We start from the raw sequence: 16546 nt of genomic DNA on the forward strand, positions 1-16546 counted from the left end.
ACTGAAGCTGGTGGAACGACCGGGGATGCGCGCTAGAGCGCGAGCAGTTCCTTGGTCGTCATGGTGAGTAGCTCGGGTCCGCCGTCCGCCTCGGGGCGCACGACGAGCGTGTCATCGATCCGGACACCGCCCCGGCCCGGGAGGTGGACCCCCGGTTCGACGGTGACCGGCACACAAGCGTCCAGTTTACCCATGGCTGTCGGTGCCAATTGCGGGTCCTCCTCGATTTCCAGCCCCACACCGTGTCCGGTCCACGGCTGGAGGCCCTCCCCGTACCCCGCGGACTCCAGCGGATGACGGGCCGCGCGGTCCACCTCGCGGTAGGCGGCGCCCGGTGCGAGGGCCTCCCGGCCTCCCCGCTGAGCGGCGAAAACGAGGTCGTACAGCTCGATCTGCCAGTCGGCGGGGGCGGTGCCGATGACGAAGGTCCGGCCGATCTCGCAGCGGTAGCCGTGGTAGCTCGCGCCGAGGCGCACGGAGAGGAAATCGCCCTCCTCCACCCGCCGGTCCGAGGGACGGTGGCGCCCCTGGCCGGAGTTGGGGCCGGTGGCGACGGAGGTGGCGAAGGCGGGGCCGTCCGCCCCGTGGTCGACGAGGCGGCGCTCCAGCTCCAGGGCGAGATGGCGTTCGGTGCGGCCGACCAGGATCGATTCGAGGAGTTCGCCGAGGGCCTGGTCGGTGATCTCGGCGGCGATCCGCAGACAGCCGATCTCCTCCTCGTCCTTGACGATCCGCTGCTGTTCCACGGTGAAGCCCAGATCGGCCAGGAGCAGGCGCGGTGCGGCCGTCGCCATGGCCCGGTGCCGGGCCACGGTCAGGTCGTGCTCCTCGACGGCGAGCGAGTCCACGCCGAAGGACGCGGCGAGGCCGGCGGCCTCCACCACCGGGTCCCCGTCCGGTACGGGCAGGACGTCGACCCGGAGCGCCTCGTCGGGGCGCCCGTGGCCGGACTCGCCGCTCGGCGCGCGGGGGCAGAGCAGGACGTCCTCGCCGGGGCCGAGCAGCAGCACGGCCCCGGGGGGCGCTCCGCCCGCGAGATAGCGGACGTTGGCGGGGCGGGAGACCAGCGCGGCCGCGGACCCCGCGGCGGCGCACCGGTCGCGGAGCAGCCCGCGTCGGACGGCGTGCACCTCAGACATGCTCCGAGCGTACGAGCGGGGGCGGCTCCTCGCTCGGTCGGCGCAGCCGACCGGGGGGACGGGCGCGGGGGCCCGCCGCTCCGGCCGGGCGCTACCAGGCGGGAGGGGAGGCGATGGAGCGGGCCAGCACGTCGTCCAGGACCCGGGCGGTGGTCTCGACGTCGTAGGTCGAGTTGTCGATGATCGGGAGGCCGGAGCCGTACCAGCCGGCCATCCGGCCGTGGATGCGGGCGACCTCCTCGTCGGAGAGGCGGCGGTTGCCGCTGCGGGCGGCGTTGCGCTCCAGGACGACCTCCAGGCCGGGCAGCAGCACGACGGGGAGGAGTCCGGGGCCCACATGGCGCTTCCAGCCGCCGAGGCCGACGACCGGGCGGTCGGGGAAGACGGCGTCGTCGAGGATGCAGGAGATGCCGTTGGCGAGGAAGTTGCGGGCGGCGAAGCCGCAGGTGCGGCGGGCCAGCCGGTACTGGGCCTCGGAGTGGTCGTTCCAGCCCGCCTGCGGGTCGGCGAACCCGGAGCAGACCCACTCACGGACGTCGTCCAGGGAGACATGCGCGGTGGGCACCCGGCGGCGGGCCGCCCAGAGCCGGGCCACGGTGGTCTTGCCCGCACCGGCCGGCCCGATCAGCAGCACGGCGAGCGTGGCACTGCCGGTGCCCGGCTCGGCGAGCGGCGCGGGCAGGGGGACGGGCCCGCCCGGGGGCAGCTGGACATGTCCGGTGGCCTGCCCGCCGGAGGGCGGCGGGGTGGGCCCGGTGCCGCCCCAGCCGTAGGGCTGGGCCTGCGGCTGCGACGGGTGACCCTGGGCCGGTCCCTGCGGGGCCTGACCGGGCGCGGGCGGCGGGACGGCCTGACCGGGCGCGGGAGAGCCCGGCACCTGCCCGGGAGCCGGAGGCTGGGCGCCATGACCGTGTACCGGCGGCTGCCCCGCGACCGGTGGCTGCTGGGGTATCGGGGGCGGGCCGGGGTGCTGCTCCTGGTGCGGCCGGCCCGGCAGACCGTGCCCGGGTCCTTGGGGCGGCGGCAGCGGGGCCCCCACTGGGTGCTGCATCCGGTGGCCACTCCGTCTCGTAACTGCGACTGACGCTGATGGGACGGCTACCGTACCTTCCCGGGCCGTCTCAGGGGGAACGGCCCGGGAGGGTGCGGAGTGCCCGTGGGCACCGGGGAGTGTCAGTCCGTCAGTTCGTCGGCCAGGGCGCGCAGGGCGAGCCGGTAGGAGCCGATGCCGAACCCGGCGACCGTGCCCGTGGCCACCGGGGCGACCACCGAGGTGTGGCGGAACTCCTCGCGGGCGTACGGGTTGGAGATGTGCACCTCGATCAGCGGGGCGGTGCGCTGGGCTGCCGCGTCCCGCATCCCGTACGAGTAGTGCGTGAAGGCGCCCGGGTTGAGGACGACCGGGATCGCACCGTCCGCCGCCTCGTGGAGCCAGCGGATCAGTTCGCCCTCGTCGTTCGTCTCGCGTACGTCGACGTCGAAGCCCAGCTCCTTGCCGAGCGCGGTGCAGGTCTCGACGAGTCCGGCGTAGGAGGTGGCTCCGTAGACGTCGGGTTCGCGGGAACCGAGGCGGCCGAGGTTGGGGCCGTTGAGGACGAGGACCCTGCGGGTCACGCGGAGACCTCCCCGTAGGCGGCGAGCAGCACGGCCGGGTCGGGGCCCTCCAGGACGGTGGGCTTGCCGAGGGCGTCCAGGACGATGAAGCGCAGCAGGTCGCCGCGGGACTTCTTGTCGACCTTCATGTTCTCCAGGAGCTTGGGCCACTGGTCGCCGCGGTAGGTGAGCGGCAGGCCCACCGACTGAAGGATGGTGCGGTGCCGGTCGGCGGTGGCGTCGTCGAGGCGTCCGGCGAGCCGGCCCAGCTCGGCGGCGAAGACCATGCCGATGGAGACGGCGGCGCCGTGGCGCCACTTGTAGCGCTCGTTCTTCTCGATGGCGTGGCCGAGCGTGTGGCCGTAGTTGAGGATCTCGCGGAGGCCGGACTCCTTGAGGTCGCTGGAGACGACCTCGGCCTTGACCCGGATGGAGCGCTCGATCAGCTCGGCGGTGTGCGGCCCGGCGGGCGTGCGGGCGGCCTCCGGGTCGGACTCGATCAGGTCGAGGATGACCGGGTCCGCGATGAAACCGGCCTTGATCATCTCGGCCATGCCGGAGACGTAGTCGTTGACCGGCAGCGACTCCAGCGCGGCGAGGTCGCAGAGGACCCCGGCGGGCGGGTGGAAGGCGCCGACCAGGTTCTTGCCCTCGGCGGTGTTGATGCCGGTCTTGCCGCCGACGGCCGCGTCGACCATGCCGAGCACGGTGGTGGGGACCGCGATCCAGCGCACCCCGCGCAGCCAGCTGGCGGCGACGAACCCGGCGACGTCCGTGGTGGCGCCGCCGCCGATGCCGACGATCACGTCGGTGCGGGTGAAGCCGGTCTGGCCGAGCGCCTTCCAGCAGTAGGCGGCGACCTCGACGGTCTTGGCCTCCTCCGCGTTGGGCAGCTGGATGGCGATGGCCTCGTACCCCTGGTCGGCGAGGTCCTGGCGGACCGCCTCACCGGTCTCGGCCAGCGCCTCGGGGTGCAGGACGGCGACCCGCTTAGCGCGGTCGCCGATGAGCTGGGGCAGCTCGCCGAGGAGCTGGTGGCCGACGAGGACCTCGTACGGGTCGGAGCCCGCCGAGCCTGCGACCTGAATGCGGGTGGGGGCCTGCTGCGTCATGCCGGTGCTCTCCACGCCGGGGGCGGCTGCGCCCTCCGGCAGTTCCAGTGCGTCGATGATCGCCTGGGCGACCTCTTCGGGGGTGCGGTCGTCGGTGGCGACGACCGTGCGGGCCACCTCTTCGTAGAGGTGGCGGCGGGCGTCCATCAGCTCGCGCCACTGCCGGCGCGGGTTGACGGCCAGGAGGGGGCGGGCGGCGCCCAGTCCCACCCGGCGGACCGCCTCGTCCACGTCCATGGAGAGGTAGACGACCGGGTGGCCGGCCAGCAGTTCCCTGGTCGCCCCGTCCAGGACGGCCCCGCCCCCGAGGGAGAGGACGCCCGCGTGTCCGGCGACGGCCGCGGTGACCGCCCGGCGCTCCAGGGCCCGGAAGTGCTCCTCGCCCTCGTCGTAGAAGATCTCCGCGATCGGCTTGCCCGCCTCGGTGACGACGTCCGCGTCGGTGTCCCGGTAGGTGGTGCCGAGCCGGGCGGCGAGCAGCTCACCGACGGTGGACTTGCCGACGCCCATGGGGCCGACGAGGACGACCAGGGGGCCGCTCATCGGATCTGGAGGTGGTCGAGGTACGACTGCACGTTGCGGTGGGTCTCGGCCACGCTGTCGCCGCCGAACTTCTCCGCGACGGCGTCGGCCAGGACCAGGGCGACCATCGCCTCCGCGACGATGCCCGCGGCCGGGACGGCGCAGACGTCGGAGCGCTGGTGGTGGGCCTTGGCGGCCTCACCGGTGGTGACGTCCACGGTGGCCAGGGCGCGCGGGACGGTGGCGATGGGCTTCATCGCGGCGCGGACGCGCAGCAGTTCACCGGTGGTGAGCCCGCCCTCGGTGCCGCCGGAGCGCCCGGAGGCGCGCCGGATGCCCTCGTCCGTGGCGACGATCTCGTCGTGCGCCTTCGAGCCGGGGACCCGGGCCAGCTCGAAGCCGTCCCCGACCTCGACGCCCTTGATGGCCTGGATGCCCATGAGCGCGGCGGCGAGCCGGGCGTCCAGGCGGCGGTCCCAGTGGACGTGCGAGCCGAGTCCGACGGGCACGCCGTACGCCAGCACCTCGACGACCCCGCCGAGGGTGTCGCCGTCCTTGTGGGCCTGGTCGATCTCGGCCACCATCGCCTTGGAGGCGTCGGCGTCCAGGCAGCGGACCGGGTCGGCGTCCAGCTTCGCCACGTCGGCGGGGACCGGGTAGACCCCGTACGGCGCCTTCGCGGCGGCCAGCTCGACGACATGGCTGACGATCTCGATGCCCGCCGTCTCCTTGAGGTAGGAGCGGGCGACGGCCCCGAGGGCGACGCGGGCGGCGGTCTCCCGGGCGCTGGCGCGCTCCAGGATCGGCCGGGCCTCGTCGAAGCCGTACTTCTGCATCCCGGCCAGGTCGGCGTGGCCGGGGCGAGGCCGGGTCAGCGGGGCGTTACGGGCCGACTCGGCCAGCACGGCGGGGTCGACCGGGTCGGCCGCCATGACCTGTTCCCACTTGGGCCACTCGGTGTTGCCGACCATGACGGCGACCGGGGAGCCCATGGTGAGCCCGTGGCGTACGCCGCCGAGGAAGGTGACCTCGTCCTGCTCGAACTTCATCCGAGCCCCGCGGCCGTAACCGAGCCGTCGCCGGGCGAGCGCCTCGGCGACCATCTCCGTCGTCACCGGGACGCCGGCGGGAAGGCCCTCCAGCGTCGCCACCAGTGCGGGACCGTGCGACTCGCCTGCGGTCAGCCAGCGCAACCTGCTCAACGGTGCTCCTCATGCTCGCGCCTGAAAAATGCGACGGCATGGCCGGGTGCGCGGCCCCGGCCCGCCGCCGTCGATCCTCCCACGACTGTGGACGGTGTCCGGCCGCCGGTCCAGCAACCGGACGCCTGTTCATCAGGTCGAATGCGTCAGCGCCCCGCGAGCGCCGCTTCCCCGGCCCGCCGCATGGCCGCCAGCGGGGCCGGGGAGAGGCCCGTCATCTGCTCGACCTGGAGCAGCGCCTGATGCACGAGGAGGTCGAGCCCGCCGACGACGGCTCCGCCGCGCGCCGACCAGCCGGCGGCGAGAGGGGTCGGCCAGGGCTCGTACAGCACGTCGAAGAGGATGCCCGGCCGCTCCGGCACGCCGGTGGCGAGGGCGTCGGTGGTGCCCGCCGGGGTGGTGGCGATGACCAGCGGCGCGTCGAGCGCCCGTCCGCCGTCGGCCCAGTCGGCGACCCGGACGTCCACGCCGAGCCGCTGCCCCCAGCCGCGCATCTCGTCGCCGCGCTCCTTGCTGCGTACGTAGGCGGTGACGGGTCCGGCGCAGATCACCGCGAGCGCGGCGAGGGCGGAGGAGGCGGTGGCTCCGGCGCCCAGGATCGCGGCGGACTCGACCTTCTCGACACCGCGCTCGCGCAGGGCGGCGATCATGCCGGGGATGTCCGTGTTGTCACCGACCCGGCGCCCGTCCTCGGTGAACACGACCGTGTTGACGGCCTCCACGGAGGCGGCCGTCGGGCTGATCCCGTCCAGCAGCGGGATGACCGCCCGCTTGAGCGGCATGGTCAGGGACAGCCCCGCCCACGCGGGGTCCAGCGCCTCGACGAAGCCGGGCAGCGCCGCCTCGTCGACCTCGAACCGGTCGTAGGACCAGTCGTCGAGGCCGAGTTCGGCGTAGGCGGCCCGGTGCAGCACCGGGGAGAGCGAGTGGGCGATGGGCGAGCCGAGGACGGCCGCCCGACGGCGGATATCAGCCAAGTCCCTGCTGCTCCTTCCACTTGTCGTTCAGCTTCTCGTGCTCGTCGATGGTCTTCGTGAATTCGGTCTTCTTGCCGTCGAGCGAGATGAAGAACATCCAGCCGTTCGACGTCGGGTTGAGCGATGCCTTGAGGGCGTCGACGCCCGGATTGCTGATCGGCCCCGGCGGAAGACCCGTGTGGTAGTACGTGTTGTACGGGTCCGGGTTGGAGCGGATCTCCTTGGTGCTGATCTTGATCTTGCTCTGCTTCATGAGGTAGTTGAACGACGAGTCGAACTCGACCTTGCGGTTGGTGACCGTGTTGTCGGGCTTGAGCCGGTTGTAGACGACCTCGGCCATCTTGCGGAAGTCGTCGTGCGTGAGACCCTCCGCCTGCACCAGACTCGCCACCGTCAGCACCTGCCAGGGGCCGTCCAGCTGGTACTTCTTGGCGGCCGCCTCCAGGTCGAGCTTGTCGTACTCCTTGTTGGCCCGCGTGACCATCCGCTTCAGCGCGTCCTCGGGCTTCGAGCCCTTGGCCACCGGATACGCGGCCGGGTACAGGAAGCCCTCCAGCGGATCCTTCACGTCCGGGTTGTCCTCGACCCAGTCGGGCAGGCCCAGGGACTCCGCCTTGGTCTTGGCCACCTTCTCCGTGCTGCCCTTGTCCAGGCCGAGCCGGGCGTCGATCTTCTCGTAGACCGTGACGTTGCGGGTGCCCTCGGGGATCACCAGGAGGTTCTGGCTCTTGTTGTCGAGCATCAGGGCGACCGCGGAGGCTCCCGACATCTCCTTGTTGAGGAGGTAGACGCCGGCCTGGATCGACTTGCCCTTGGGGTTGTCGTTCTGGGCCGCGACAAAGGCGTCGGAGGACTTGATGACGCCCTTCTTGCGCAGGATGTTGGCGATGTCGTAGCCGAGCGCCCCCTCGGGGATCTCGACCTCGACCTGCTCGTCCGTGCCCGATCCGGCGTAGTCGGCCGGGGCGCCGAACTTGTCCTTCCAGAAGTTGTAGCCGACGTACGACACTCCCCCGAGGCCGCCGACCAGGACGAGGGAGACCACCAGGCAGGCGCAGCCGTTGCGGCTCTTCTTCTTGGTCTTGCCGCCCCGGCGCTCCCCGCTGCCGCGCTCGCGGCGCGCGGCGCGCGAGGAGTCGTCGTCCGGGTCGTCGTCGCCGTCGCGGGGCTCGCGGGAGTCACGGCCGGCGGGTTCGTCGGAGCCGGTGAAGAAAGGATGCGTCTCTTCCTGCGGCTCGTCCGGGTCCCAGTCCGTCGACGGCTTCCCCTGCTGCTCGGGCTGCCCGTGCTGGGGGGTCTGCTGGGACTGGGCCTGCGGGGACTGCTGCTGCCCGGGGGCATCGCGGCGGCCCGGCGGCTGCGGCGGGGGGTAGGCGTCGGGCGTGCCGTAGTAGTCGTGCGATTCACCGTAGCCGTGCGCCTGCTGCTGGGCGTACGGGTCCTGGGGCCCGGCCCCGTACGGCATGGCGGTCCCCTGCCCGGTGTCCCAGCCGCCGTCGTACTGCGGCTGGGGGTAGGACTGCTGACCGTACGGGTCCTGCTGCGGCGTGCCGTACTGCTGGTGCTGCTGGTGCGAGGGGTCGTACTGCTGCTGCCCGTACTGCTGGTGCTGGTCGTACGACGGCTGCTGCGGGTACTGCTGGTGGTTCTGGTGCTGCGGGTGGTTCTGGTGCTGCTGGGTGTACGGGTCCTGCGGATAGGACTGCTGCTGGTCGCCGTACTGGCCCTGGCCGTGGGCGGCCTGCCGGCCTTCCCATCCCTGGTCCCCGTACAAGGGGTCCTCGGGATGCCACGGTTCGGAGCCGGGGCCCCGGCCATACTCAGTCATCGATCCCCTAGAGCCGCGAGACGACGTTCCGTCTCTTCGCTTCGCTGAGCGGTGTTTGTTCGAATCCACCGCCGCATCGCGCGGAACGTTACCGTATCGCGATCAGACAACCACTTCGACGCCCTCTCCCGGGGGACTGCCTGACGCCCGTTCGGACTCCAGAGCGTTCTGGAGGATCACCACAGCGGCAGCCTGGTCGATGACAGACCGGCCCTTCTTGGACTTCACACCCGAGGCGCGCATGCCCTGGGCGGCCGTGACTGTGGTCATCCTCTCGTCCACCAGCCGCACCGGGACGGGGGCGATCGAACGTGCGAACACCTGGGCGAAGTCGCGGACCTTGGCTGCCGCCGGTCCCTCGCCGCCGCCGAGGGAGCGGGGCAGACCGAGGATCACCTCGATCGGCTCGTACTCCTCGACGATGGCCGCCAGCCGCCGGTGGGCGGCCGGGACATCGCGTCCCGGCACGGTCTCCACCGGCGTGGCCAGGATCCCGTCGGGGTCGCACGAGGCGACCCCGATCCGGGCGTCCCCGACGTCGACGGCGAGCCGTCGTCCGCGGCGCATCCGTGTCATCCCGTCCGTCACGCGGTCTCGGTGACGAGGCGTTCGACGGCGGCGACGGCGTCGCCGATGGCGGCCGGGTTCGTGCCGCCGCCCTGGGCCACGTCCGGCTTGCCGCCGCCACCGCCACCGAGCGTCTTGGCGGCCGTACGGACGAGGTCACCGGCCTTGAGGCCACGCTCGCGGGCGGCCTCGTTGGTGGCGATGACCGTGAGCGGGCGGCCGTTGGCCGTGGTGAACAGGGCCACGACGGCCGGGCGGCCGCCCTGGATGCGGCCCCGCACGTCCAGGACCAGCTTGCGCAGGTCGTCGGCGGAGGTGCCGTCGGGGACCTGGCCGGTGACCAGGGCGACGCCCCGGACGTCCTTGGCGGAGTCGGCCAGTCCGGCGGCGGCCGCGAGGACCTTCTCCGCGCGGAACTTCTCGATCTCCTTCTCGGCGTCCTTCAGCTTGCCGAGCATGCCCGCGATCTTCTCCGGCAGCTCCTCGGGGCGGCCCTTGACCAGCTCCTGGAGCTGGGCGACGACCGTGTGCTCCTTGGCGAGGAAGTTGTACGCGTCCACGCCGACCAGGGCCTCGATCCGGCGCACGCCGGAGCCGATGGAGGACTCGCCGAGCAGCTTGACCAGGCCGAGCTGGGCGGTGTTGTGGACGTGGGTGCCGCCGCACAGCTCCTTGGAGAAGTCGCCGATGGTGACGACCCGGACCCGCTCGCCGTACTTCTCGCCGAACTCCGCGATGGCGCCCTGCTTCTTGGCCTCGTCGATCGACATGACCTCGGCCTGGACGTCGAGTTCGCGCGAGAGGACCTCGTTGATCCGCTGCTCGACGTCGGTGAGGACCGTGCCGGGGACGGCGGCGGGCGAACCGAAGTCGAAGCGGAAGCGGCCCGGCGAGTTCTCGGAGCCGGCCTGGGCGGCCGTCGGGCCGAGCGCGTCGCGCAGCGCCTGGTGGGTGAGGTGGGTGGCGCTGTGGGCGCGGGCGATGGCCCGGCGGCGGGTGGCGTCGATGGAGGCGAAGACGGGGGCCCCGACCGTGACCTCACCGACCTGCACGACGCCCTTGTGGACGTGGACGCCGGGGACCGGCTTCTGGACGTCGCGGACCTCGATCACGGCACCGGTGTCGAGCCGGATGCGGCCGGTGTCCGCGAGCTGGCCACCGCCCTCGGCGTAGAAGGGGGTGCGGTCGAGGACGACCTCGACCTCGTCGCCCTCGGTGGCGGCGGGCGAGGGCACGCCGTCGACCAGCAGACCGACGATGGTCGACTCACCGGCCAGGCTGGTGTAGCCGGTGAACTCGGTGGCGCCGGAGGTGTCCGCGACCTCGCGGTAGGCGGAGAGGTCGGCGTGACCGGTCTTCTTGGCGCGGGCGTCGGCCTTGGCCTTGTCGCGCTGCTCCTGCATGAGGCGGCGGAAGCCGTCCTCGTCCACGGAGAGCCCCTGCTCGGCGGCCATCTCCAGGGTCAGGTCGATCGGGAAGCCCCAGGTGTCGTGGAGCAGGAACGCCTTGTCCCCGGCGAGGACCTTGCCACCGGCGGCCTTGGTCTCGGTGACCGCGGTCTCCAGGATGTTGGTGCCGCCCTTGAGGGCCTTGAGGAAGGCGGCCTCCTCCGCGAGCGCGACCGTCTCGACGCGCTTGCGGTCGGTGATCAGCTCCGGGTACTGCTGCCCCATCGTGTCGATCACGACGTCGATCAGGTCCTTGACGACCGTGCCGGTGGCGCCCAGCAGGCGCATGTTGCGGATGGCGCGGCGCATGATGCGGCGCAGCACGTAGCCGCGGCCCTCGTTGCCCGGGGTGACACCGTCGCCGATGAGCATCACCGACGTGCGGATGTGGTCGGCGACGACGCGGAGCGAGACGTCCGTGGACCGCTCGGCGCCGTAGCGGACGCCGGTCAGCTCGGTGGCCTTGTCCATGACGACGCGCAGGGTGTCGGTCTCGTACATGTTCTGTACGCCCTGGAGGATCATCGCCAGGCGTTCCAGGCCGAGACCGGTGTCGATGTTCTTGGACGGCAGGTCCCCGAGGATCGGGAAGTCCTCCTTGCCGTCGCCCGCGCCGCGCTCGTACTGCATGAAGACCAGGTTCCAGATCTCCACGTACCGCTCGTCGTTGACGGCCGGGCCGCCCTCGACGCCGAACTCGGGGCCGCGGTCGTAGTTGATCTCCGAACACGGGCCGCAGGGGCCGGGGACGCCCATGGACCAGAAGTTGTCCTTCTTGCCCAGGCGCTGGATGCGCTCGGCCGGGACGCCGATCTTGTCGCGCCAGATGGCCTCGGCCTCGTCGTCGTCGAGGTAGACCGTGATCCAGAGCTTCTCGGGCTCCAGGCCGAAGCCGCCGTCCTCGACAGAGTTGGTCAGGGCCTCCCAGGCGAGCTGGATGGCGCCTTCCTTGAAGTAGTCCCCGAAGGAGAAGTTCCCGCACATCTGGAAGAACGTGCCGTGGCGGGTGGTCTTGCCGACCTCTTCGATGTCCGGCGTACGGACGCACTTCTGCACGCTGGTGACGCGCGGGGCGGGCGGCTTGACCTCACCGAGGAAGTACGGCTTGAAGGGGACCATGCCCGCGGGGACGAGCAGCAGAGTCGGGTCGTCCGCGATGAGCGACGCCGAAGGCACGACGGTGTGGCCGCGCTCCTCGAAGAAGCTCAGCCAGCGGCGGCGGATTTCAGCCGACTCCATTAGTGGTCCTCATTCCGGTTGTTCGATGGGGAGGGAAGCGTGCGGTACGTGCCGGGGCGGGCGGCGGACTCGGCCGACGCTTCCACGGCGTAGTGCCGCTGTACGGGGAGGTCGGGGTCGACCGGTGCCTCGAGGCCCAGCGCGCCGCCCAGTTCGGCTTCGCGCCGGACCATGTTCTCGCGGACGTCGAGGGCGAAGTCCTTGAGCTTGTGGCCGGTCTCGATCGCCTTGTCCGCGGCCTGCGCGGCAAGGCTCTCGGGCGTCAGCTGCCTGAGCTTGCGGTTGACCTTGGTGGTGGCCCAGACACCGGCGGCTGCGCCGGCGGTGAACCAGAAGGTGCGGCGGAACATCGCTGGATCAGTCCTTCTGTCCGCGGGGGTTTCGGCGGTCGCGCTTGCGTCCGCGCGCCGAGGGGACGGTCCGGCCGACGATCACCGTACGGCGGCCGGAGGAGCGGTCCCGGGCCGGTTCCGGTTCGGGAGCGGTGCGGCGGCCGAGGGCCTGCCGGACGCCGTAGCCGAACGCGGCGACCTTGACGAGCGGTCCGCCGAAGGTGGAGGCGACGGTCGTGGAGAGCGCGGAGGCGTTGGAGGTGACCTCCTGGACGTCGCTCGCGATGGCGTCGACCTTGTCCAGCTGGGTCTGCGCGGACCGGACCGTCGCCGAGGCGTCGCTCAGCAGCGGGACGGCCTGTTCGGTCACCTCCGCCACGAGTCTGGTGGTCGCCCTGAGCGTCTGGGCCAGCCTCACCAGCACCACGGCGAGGAACGAGACCAGGATCGCCCAGAAGACGGCCACGATGATCCCGGCCACCTCTCCACCGGACACTGTGCACCGCTCTCTGCTCGTCGCTCGGCCCCCTCGGGGGCATGTCCCACGAGCCTATCGCGCCGGGCATCTCCTCCCCTACCGCATTCCCGGCGGGCCCCGGGGCATTCCGGGCGGGACGGACGGGAGCCGGCCGACGCGATTGCACGGAGAGCTTCGGGGTCAGTACTCTGCGTGTTTCATGCGACACCTGCAGCGCCGTGCCACGCACCCGGACCCTCCCGGCCCCCTCTCCTCCGCCCCGGCTCGTGACGTCCCGGCCGGCAACGTCCCGGCGGAGCTGAACCGGTTCGTGGGGCGCACGGACGAACTGGCCGCGCTGCGCGGGCTGTTGGAGGACTCCAGACTCGTCACCGCCGTCGGGGCGGCGGGCGTCGGCAAGACCCGCTGTGTCAGCAGGGTCGCCGCGCTGCTGGAGAAACGGTACTGCGACGGGGTCTGGCTCACCGACCTGTCCCCCGTGCACGACCCCGAGCTGCTGGAACACGCCGTGGCCGAGGCGCTGGGGCTGACCGACCACACCAGCAGGCCGCCCCGCGCCGCCCTCGTCGAGCACCTCCGCGGGCGCCGGGCCCTGCTGGTGCTGGACGGCTTCGAGCACCTGGTGGACGCCTGCGCCGATCTCGTACGGGAGTTGCTGCGCCGGGCACCCGGCCTGCGGGTGCTCGCGGCCGGGCGCCGCCCCCTCCTGGTGAGCGGTGAAGTGACGTTCACCCTCGCGCCTATGTGCGAGGCGGACGCGGTGGAGCTGTTCGAGGAGCGGGCCCGCGCGGTGCGGCCGGAGTGGCGGCCGACGGCGGCGGACCGGGCGGCGGCGGAGGAGCTGTGCCGCCGCCTCGACGGGGTGCCGCTGGCGCTCGAACTGGCGGCGGGACGGCTGCGGGCCCTCTCGGTCGAGCAGGTGCTGCTGCGCCTGGACGACCGGTTCCGGCTGCTGACCGGCGGCAGCCGCGGCGCTCCGCCCCGCCACCGGGCGCTGCGTACGGCGATCGGCTGGAGCCATGAGCTGTGCACGCCCGCGCAGCGGTTGCTGTGGGCGCGGCTCTCGGTCTTCGCCGGGCAGTTCGACCTGGAGGCCGCCGAGTACGTCTGCGGCGGTGCGGGGCTGCCGGCCGATTCCGTGCTCGACGTGCTGGAGGAGCTGCTCGCCCAGTCGGTGGTGGAGCGCGAGGACACCGCTGGCACCACCCGCTACCGGCTCCTGGAGTCGGTGCGCGAGTACGGGGCGGAGTGGCTGGCGGCCGCCGGGGACACCGGGCGGATGCGGCGGCGCCACCGGGACTGGTTCCTGGGGCTCGCCACCTGGTGCGAGCTGGACTGGTTCTCACCGCGCCAGGCGGAGGTGGCGGCCCGGATCCACAGCGAGCTGCCGAACCTCCGGCGGGCGATGGAGTGCTCGATGGAGAGCCTGGAGGAGGTGCACCTCGCCCAGCACCTGGCGGGCTCGCTCTGGTTCTACTGGGCGGGGTGCGGCCGGCCCGCGGAAGGCCGGTACTGGCTGGAGCACGTACTGGAGGAGCCGACCCCGTACGACGCCTCCCGGCTCAAGGTGCTGTGGGTGCTGGGGTATGTGGCGGTGCTCCAGGGGGACCCGGTCGGGGCGGTCTCCGCCCTCCAGGAGTGCCGGGAGGAGGCCGAGCGGTCCGGGGACTCCACGGCGCTGGCGTACGCGGTCCACCGCGCGGGCTGCCTGGCGCTCGTCACGGACGATCCGGCGCGCGCCGAGGAGCTGCTGCGGGACGCGCTCGGCCGCTACCGGGAGATCGGTGAGCTGAACAGCGCTGTGCTGATGGCCCAGGTCGAACTGGCGATGGCGGTGGCGTTCCTGGGCGGTCCGGACGCGGCGGCGGCCATCTGCGAGGAGGTCCGGGAGGTCTGCGAGGACCACGGGGAGCGGTGGGCGCTGGCGTACGCCCTCTACGTCCTGGCCTACGCGGCGCTGCGGCGGGGGCGGCCGGAGCAGGCGCGGCGGATGCTCGGGGAGTGCCTGGTGATCGGCCGGACCTTCGACGATCTGCTCTCGACCGCGCTCTCGCTGGAGCTGCTGGCGCTGGTGACGGCGGTGGAGGGCGACGGCGAGGAGGCCGCGGTGCTCCAGGGGGCGGCGGCGCGGATCTGGCCGTCGGTCGGGCTCCAGCTCTTCGGCTCGGTGTACTTCGGCCGGCCGCGCGCGGAGTGCGAGCAGCGGGTGCGGCGTGAGCTGGGGGACGCGGCGTACGAGGCGGGGGTGCGGGCCGGGCGGCGGCTGGAGCGCGGCGCGGCGGTGGCGCGGGCCCTGACGGCCGGGGCCGAGGCCGGTGAGGACGTACGGGAGCGGCGCGACACGCCCGGGGCGGAAGCGGGTTCCGGGAGCGGGCCGGACTCCGGGAGCGAGCCGGGGGCCGCTTCCGAGGCGGGGGCCGCGTCCGAGCCGGGGGCCGCTTCCGAGGCGGGGCCCGGGGGAACGCGAAGGCCCGCCGCCTCCCGGATGACACGGGAGGGGCGGGCCTGAGCGCTGGTGAGAGCGGCTACGCCTGGATCAGCGGGCGTAGTACTCGACGACGAGCTGCTCGTCGCAGATCACCGGGATCTCCTTGCGGTTCGGGTCCCGGTCCAGGCGGAAGGCCAGGGCCTTCAGGTTCACCTGGAGGTAGCGCGGGGTCTCGCCCTCGGTGTCGTAACCACCCTCGCGGGCCACCTGGAAGGGGACCTTGGAGCGGCTGCGCTCGCGGACCTGGACGATGTCGTCCGGACGCACGCGGAAGGAGGGCTTGTCGACCTTGCCGCCGTTGACCTCGATGTGGCCGTGGACGACCATCTGGCGGGCCTGGTAGATGGTGCGGGCGATGCCCGAACGCAGGACCAGGGCGTCGAGACGGCGCTCGAGCTCGACGACCAGCGCCTCGCCCGTCTTGCCCTCGGCCTTCTTGGCGCGGTCGTAGGCGCGCGCCATCTGGCGCTCGCTGATGTCGTACTGCGCACGCAGGCGCTGCTTCTCCAGCAGACGGACCTTGTAGTCCGAGTTCTGCTTGCGGCCACGGCCGTGCTCGCCCGGCGGGTACGGACGCGCTTCGAAGTACTTGACAGCCTTGGGCGTCAGGGCGATGCCGAGGGCACGCGACTTCTTGACCTTGGGACGCGACTGGTTAGGCACGTTCTCCAGACCTCCGTTGTAGGTTAGGTTAGGCTTACCTTACTCAAGGAGATCGCATGTCTCGCCCTGGGAACACCACTCACGTCACGGACAGCACAGACAGCGGCAGCACCTCTTCAGAGGGTGCTGCTACGACGGAAGGCCGATCTGATCGTGGTCAGCCGCGTCCCAGCGGGCTTGAAACCACTCGGATGCCGTCAGCAGCCGAGCGCACACGAACTCTCGTACAGAGTACCTGCTCCGCGCTGCTGGTCGTACCGGGGCTCGATCTGGCCCGCGCCGAACCCCTGATGCCGGACACGCGGAGCGTGGGTCCCGAGGGCGATCTGTTCCTCGAATTCCCCGCGGACTCCCCGGCCGTCCGGGCCGCGACGCACGCGCAGGGCGACGAGCTGACCGCCGTGCTGGAGATCACGGATGTCGCCCCGGTCTCCGTACCGCACCGCATCCGGGGCCGGGCCTGGATCTCGGGCTGGCTCACCTCCGTACCCGGGCTCGCGGCGCCCGGCCGGATGATGCTGCGCCTGGAGTTCGGCGAGGCGTACGTGGACGACCTCTGGGGCGCCGAGGACATCGACGCGGAGGACTTCCGGGACGCCTCCCCCGATCCGCTGGCCTGCCACGAGGCGGAGCTGCTCCAGCACCTGCACGCCGCCCACGAGGACCAGATGCGCACGCTGTGCGCGCTGCTCGGGGAGCGCACGGCCCGCGCCTACGCCTCGCACCGGCCGGTCGCCGTGCCCGTGGCCCTGGACCGCTTCGGGCTGCGGGTGCGCTTCGTGGAGGACAAGGGGTCGTGCTTCGACGCGCGCTTCGAGTTTCCGGAGCCCGTACGGGACGTCACCGAGCTGCGCCGGGCAATGCACACGCTCTTCGAGGCGGCCGCGTCCTGACCGCGCTCCGGGCGGCTCCGGGCGGGACGCAGGTTCCGGACGGGACCGGGGTGGTTCGGGACGGA

Annotated in this window: 14 protein-coding genes and 1 pseudogene; 3 read left to right on the plus strand and 12 right to left on the minus strand. The window is 72.4% G+C overall.

From position 1 onward, the window contains the following. Nucleotides 1–32: 32 nt before the first annotated feature. Complete coding sequence (locus ACQ9ZG_RS04145) at nt 33–1139, minus strand: M24 family metallopeptidase (protein WP_028420099.1); 1107 nt, start codon at nt 1137–1139, stop codon at nt 33–35. Between the two features lie 91 nt (nt 1140–1230). Further along, on the minus strand, nt 1231–2016 hold the full coding sequence (locus ACQ9ZG_RS04150; RefSeq protein ID WP_499279936.1) for an AAA family ATPase: 786 nt from the start codon (nt 2014–2016) through the stop codon (nt 1231–1233). Between the two features lie 27 nt (nt 2017–2043). Between ACQ9ZG_RS04150 and ACQ9ZG_RS04155 the strand changes: the two genes are divergently transcribed. Continuing rightward, on the plus strand, nt 2044–2223 hold the full coding sequence (locus tag ACQ9ZG_RS04155) for a hypothetical protein (RefSeq protein ID WP_181398334.1): 180 nt from the start codon (nt 2044–2046) through the stop codon (nt 2221–2223). 89 nt (nt 2224–2312) lie between these two features. Here the strand turns inward: ACQ9ZG_RS04155 and aroQ are convergent, their stop codons facing one another. The 9 genes from aroQ to ACQ9ZG_RS04200 all read right to left on the minus strand — a co-directional run bounded on the left by aroQ (nt 2313) and on the right by ACQ9ZG_RS04200 (nt 12440). Beyond that, nucleotides 2313–2753 (minus strand): type II 3-dehydroquinate dehydratase, encoded by a 441-nt coding sequence (aroQ, locus tag ACQ9ZG_RS04160; RefSeq protein ID WP_084996376.1) that lies wholly within the window; start codon nt 2751–2753, stop codon nt 2313–2315. After that, nucleotides 2750–4387 (minus strand): 3-dehydroquinate synthase, encoded by a 1638-nt coding sequence (aroB, locus tag ACQ9ZG_RS04165; protein WP_109916790.1) that lies wholly within the window; start codon nt 4385–4387, stop codon nt 2750–2752. Before aroB ends, aroQ begins: the two co-directional genes overlap by 4 nt. Continuing rightward, nucleotides 4384–5568 (minus strand): chorismate synthase, encoded by a 1185-nt coding sequence (gene aroC, locus ACQ9ZG_RS04170; protein ID WP_028420095.1) that lies wholly within the window; start codon nt 5566–5568, stop codon nt 4384–4386. Before aroC ends, aroB begins: the two co-directional genes overlap by 4 nt. Nucleotides 5569–5714: 146 nt before the next feature. Next, a complete protein-coding gene (locus ACQ9ZG_RS04175) occupies nt 5715–6545 on the minus strand; it encodes a shikimate dehydrogenase (protein ID WP_028420094.1) in 831 nt (276 codons plus the stop codon). Then, nucleotides 6538–8373 (minus strand): endolytic transglycosylase MltG, encoded by a 1836-nt coding sequence (gene mltG, locus ACQ9ZG_RS04180; RefSeq protein ID WP_109915409.1) that lies wholly within the window; start codon nt 8371–8373, stop codon nt 6538–6540. The genes ACQ9ZG_RS04175 and mltG overlap by 8 nt, the downstream gene beginning before the upstream one ends. A 102-nt stretch (nt 8374–8475) precedes the next feature. Beyond that, nucleotides 8476–8949: a Holliday junction resolvase RuvX gene (gene ruvX, locus ACQ9ZG_RS04185; protein WP_181398237.1), complete on the minus strand. Its 474-nt coding sequence runs from the start codon at nt 8947–8949 to the stop codon at nt 8476–8478. Between the two features lie 8 nt (nt 8950–8957). After that, nucleotides 8958–11627, minus strand: a complete 2670-nt coding sequence (alaS, locus tag ACQ9ZG_RS04190) for an alanine--tRNA ligase (RefSeq protein ID WP_028420092.1) — start codon at nt 11625–11627, stop codon at nt 8958–8960. Continuing rightward, nucleotides 11627–11977 (minus strand): hypothetical protein, encoded by a 351-nt coding sequence (locus tag ACQ9ZG_RS04195; protein ID WP_109915410.1) that lies wholly within the window; start codon nt 11975–11977, stop codon nt 11627–11629. Before ACQ9ZG_RS04195 ends, alaS begins: the two co-directional genes overlap by 1 nt. Nucleotides 11978–11984: 7 nt before the next feature. Further along, the gene (locus ACQ9ZG_RS04200; protein ID WP_109915411.1) at nt 11985–12440 is read right to left on the minus strand and encodes a DUF948 domain-containing protein; all 456 of its coding nucleotides are present in this window, start codon (nt 12438–12440) and stop codon (nt 11985–11987) included. Between the two features lie 196 nt (nt 12441–12636). Between ACQ9ZG_RS04200 and ACQ9ZG_RS04205 the strand changes: the two are divergent. After that, nucleotides 12637–14956, plus strand: a pseudogene (locus tag ACQ9ZG_RS04205) (ATP-binding protein). Between the two features lie 17 nt (nt 14957–14973). On the opposite strand, the gene rpsD reads toward ACQ9ZG_RS04205, so the two are convergent. Beyond that, nucleotides 14974–15588 (minus strand): 30S ribosomal protein S4, encoded by a 615-nt coding sequence (gene rpsD, locus ACQ9ZG_RS04210; RefSeq protein ID WP_006123201.1) that lies wholly within the window; start codon nt 15586–15588, stop codon nt 14974–14976. Between the two features lie 191 nt (nt 15589–15779). Here rpsD and ACQ9ZG_RS04215 point away from each other — a divergent pair, with 191 nt between their 5' ends. Beyond that, entirely contained in the window at nt 15780–16481 is a 702-nt protein-coding gene (locus ACQ9ZG_RS04215) for a DUF2470 domain-containing protein (RefSeq protein WP_109914371.1), read from the plus strand. The last annotated feature ends 65 nt before the right edge of the window (nt 16482–16546 follow it).

Origin of the sequence: Streptomyces araujoniae (genome assembly GCF_050871195.1) — a bacterium.
Lineage (GTDB): Bacteria > Actinomycetota > Actinomycetes > Streptomycetales > Streptomycetaceae > Streptomyces > Streptomyces bacillaris.

Excerpts from the sequence above, each read along its gene's own strand:
- ACQ9ZG_RS04145 (WP_028420099.1), bottom strand. The coding sequence starts at position 1,139 with ATGTCTGAGGTGCACGCCGTCCGACGCGGGCTGCTCCGCGACCGGTGC.
- ACQ9ZG_RS04215 (WP_109914371.1), top strand. The coding sequence starts at position 15,780 with ATGCCGTCAGCAGCCGAGCGCACACGAACTCTCGTACAGAGTACCTGC.
- aroB (WP_109916790.1), bottom strand. The coding sequence starts at position 4,387 with ATGAGCGGCCCCCTGGTCGTCCTCGTCGGCCCCATGGGCGTCGGCAAG.
- mltG (WP_109915409.1), bottom strand. The coding sequence starts at position 8,373 with ATGACTGAGTATGGCCGGGGCCCCGGCTCCGAACCGTGGCATCCCGAG.
- ruvX (WP_181398237.1), bottom strand. The coding sequence starts at position 8,949 with ATGACACGGATGCGCCGCGGACGACGGCTCGCCGTCGACGTCGGGGAC.
- ACQ9ZG_RS04155 (WP_181398334.1), top strand. The coding sequence starts at position 2,044 with ATGACCGTGTACCGGCGGCTGCCCCGCGACCGGTGGCTGCTGGGGTAT.
- ACQ9ZG_RS04195 (WP_109915410.1), bottom strand. The coding sequence starts at position 11,977 with ATGTTCCGCCGCACCTTCTGGTTCACCGCCGGCGCAGCCGCCGGTGTC.
- alaS (WP_028420092.1), bottom strand. The coding sequence starts at position 11,627 with ATGGAGTCGGCTGAAATCCGCCGCCGCTGGCTGAGCTTCTTCGAGGAG.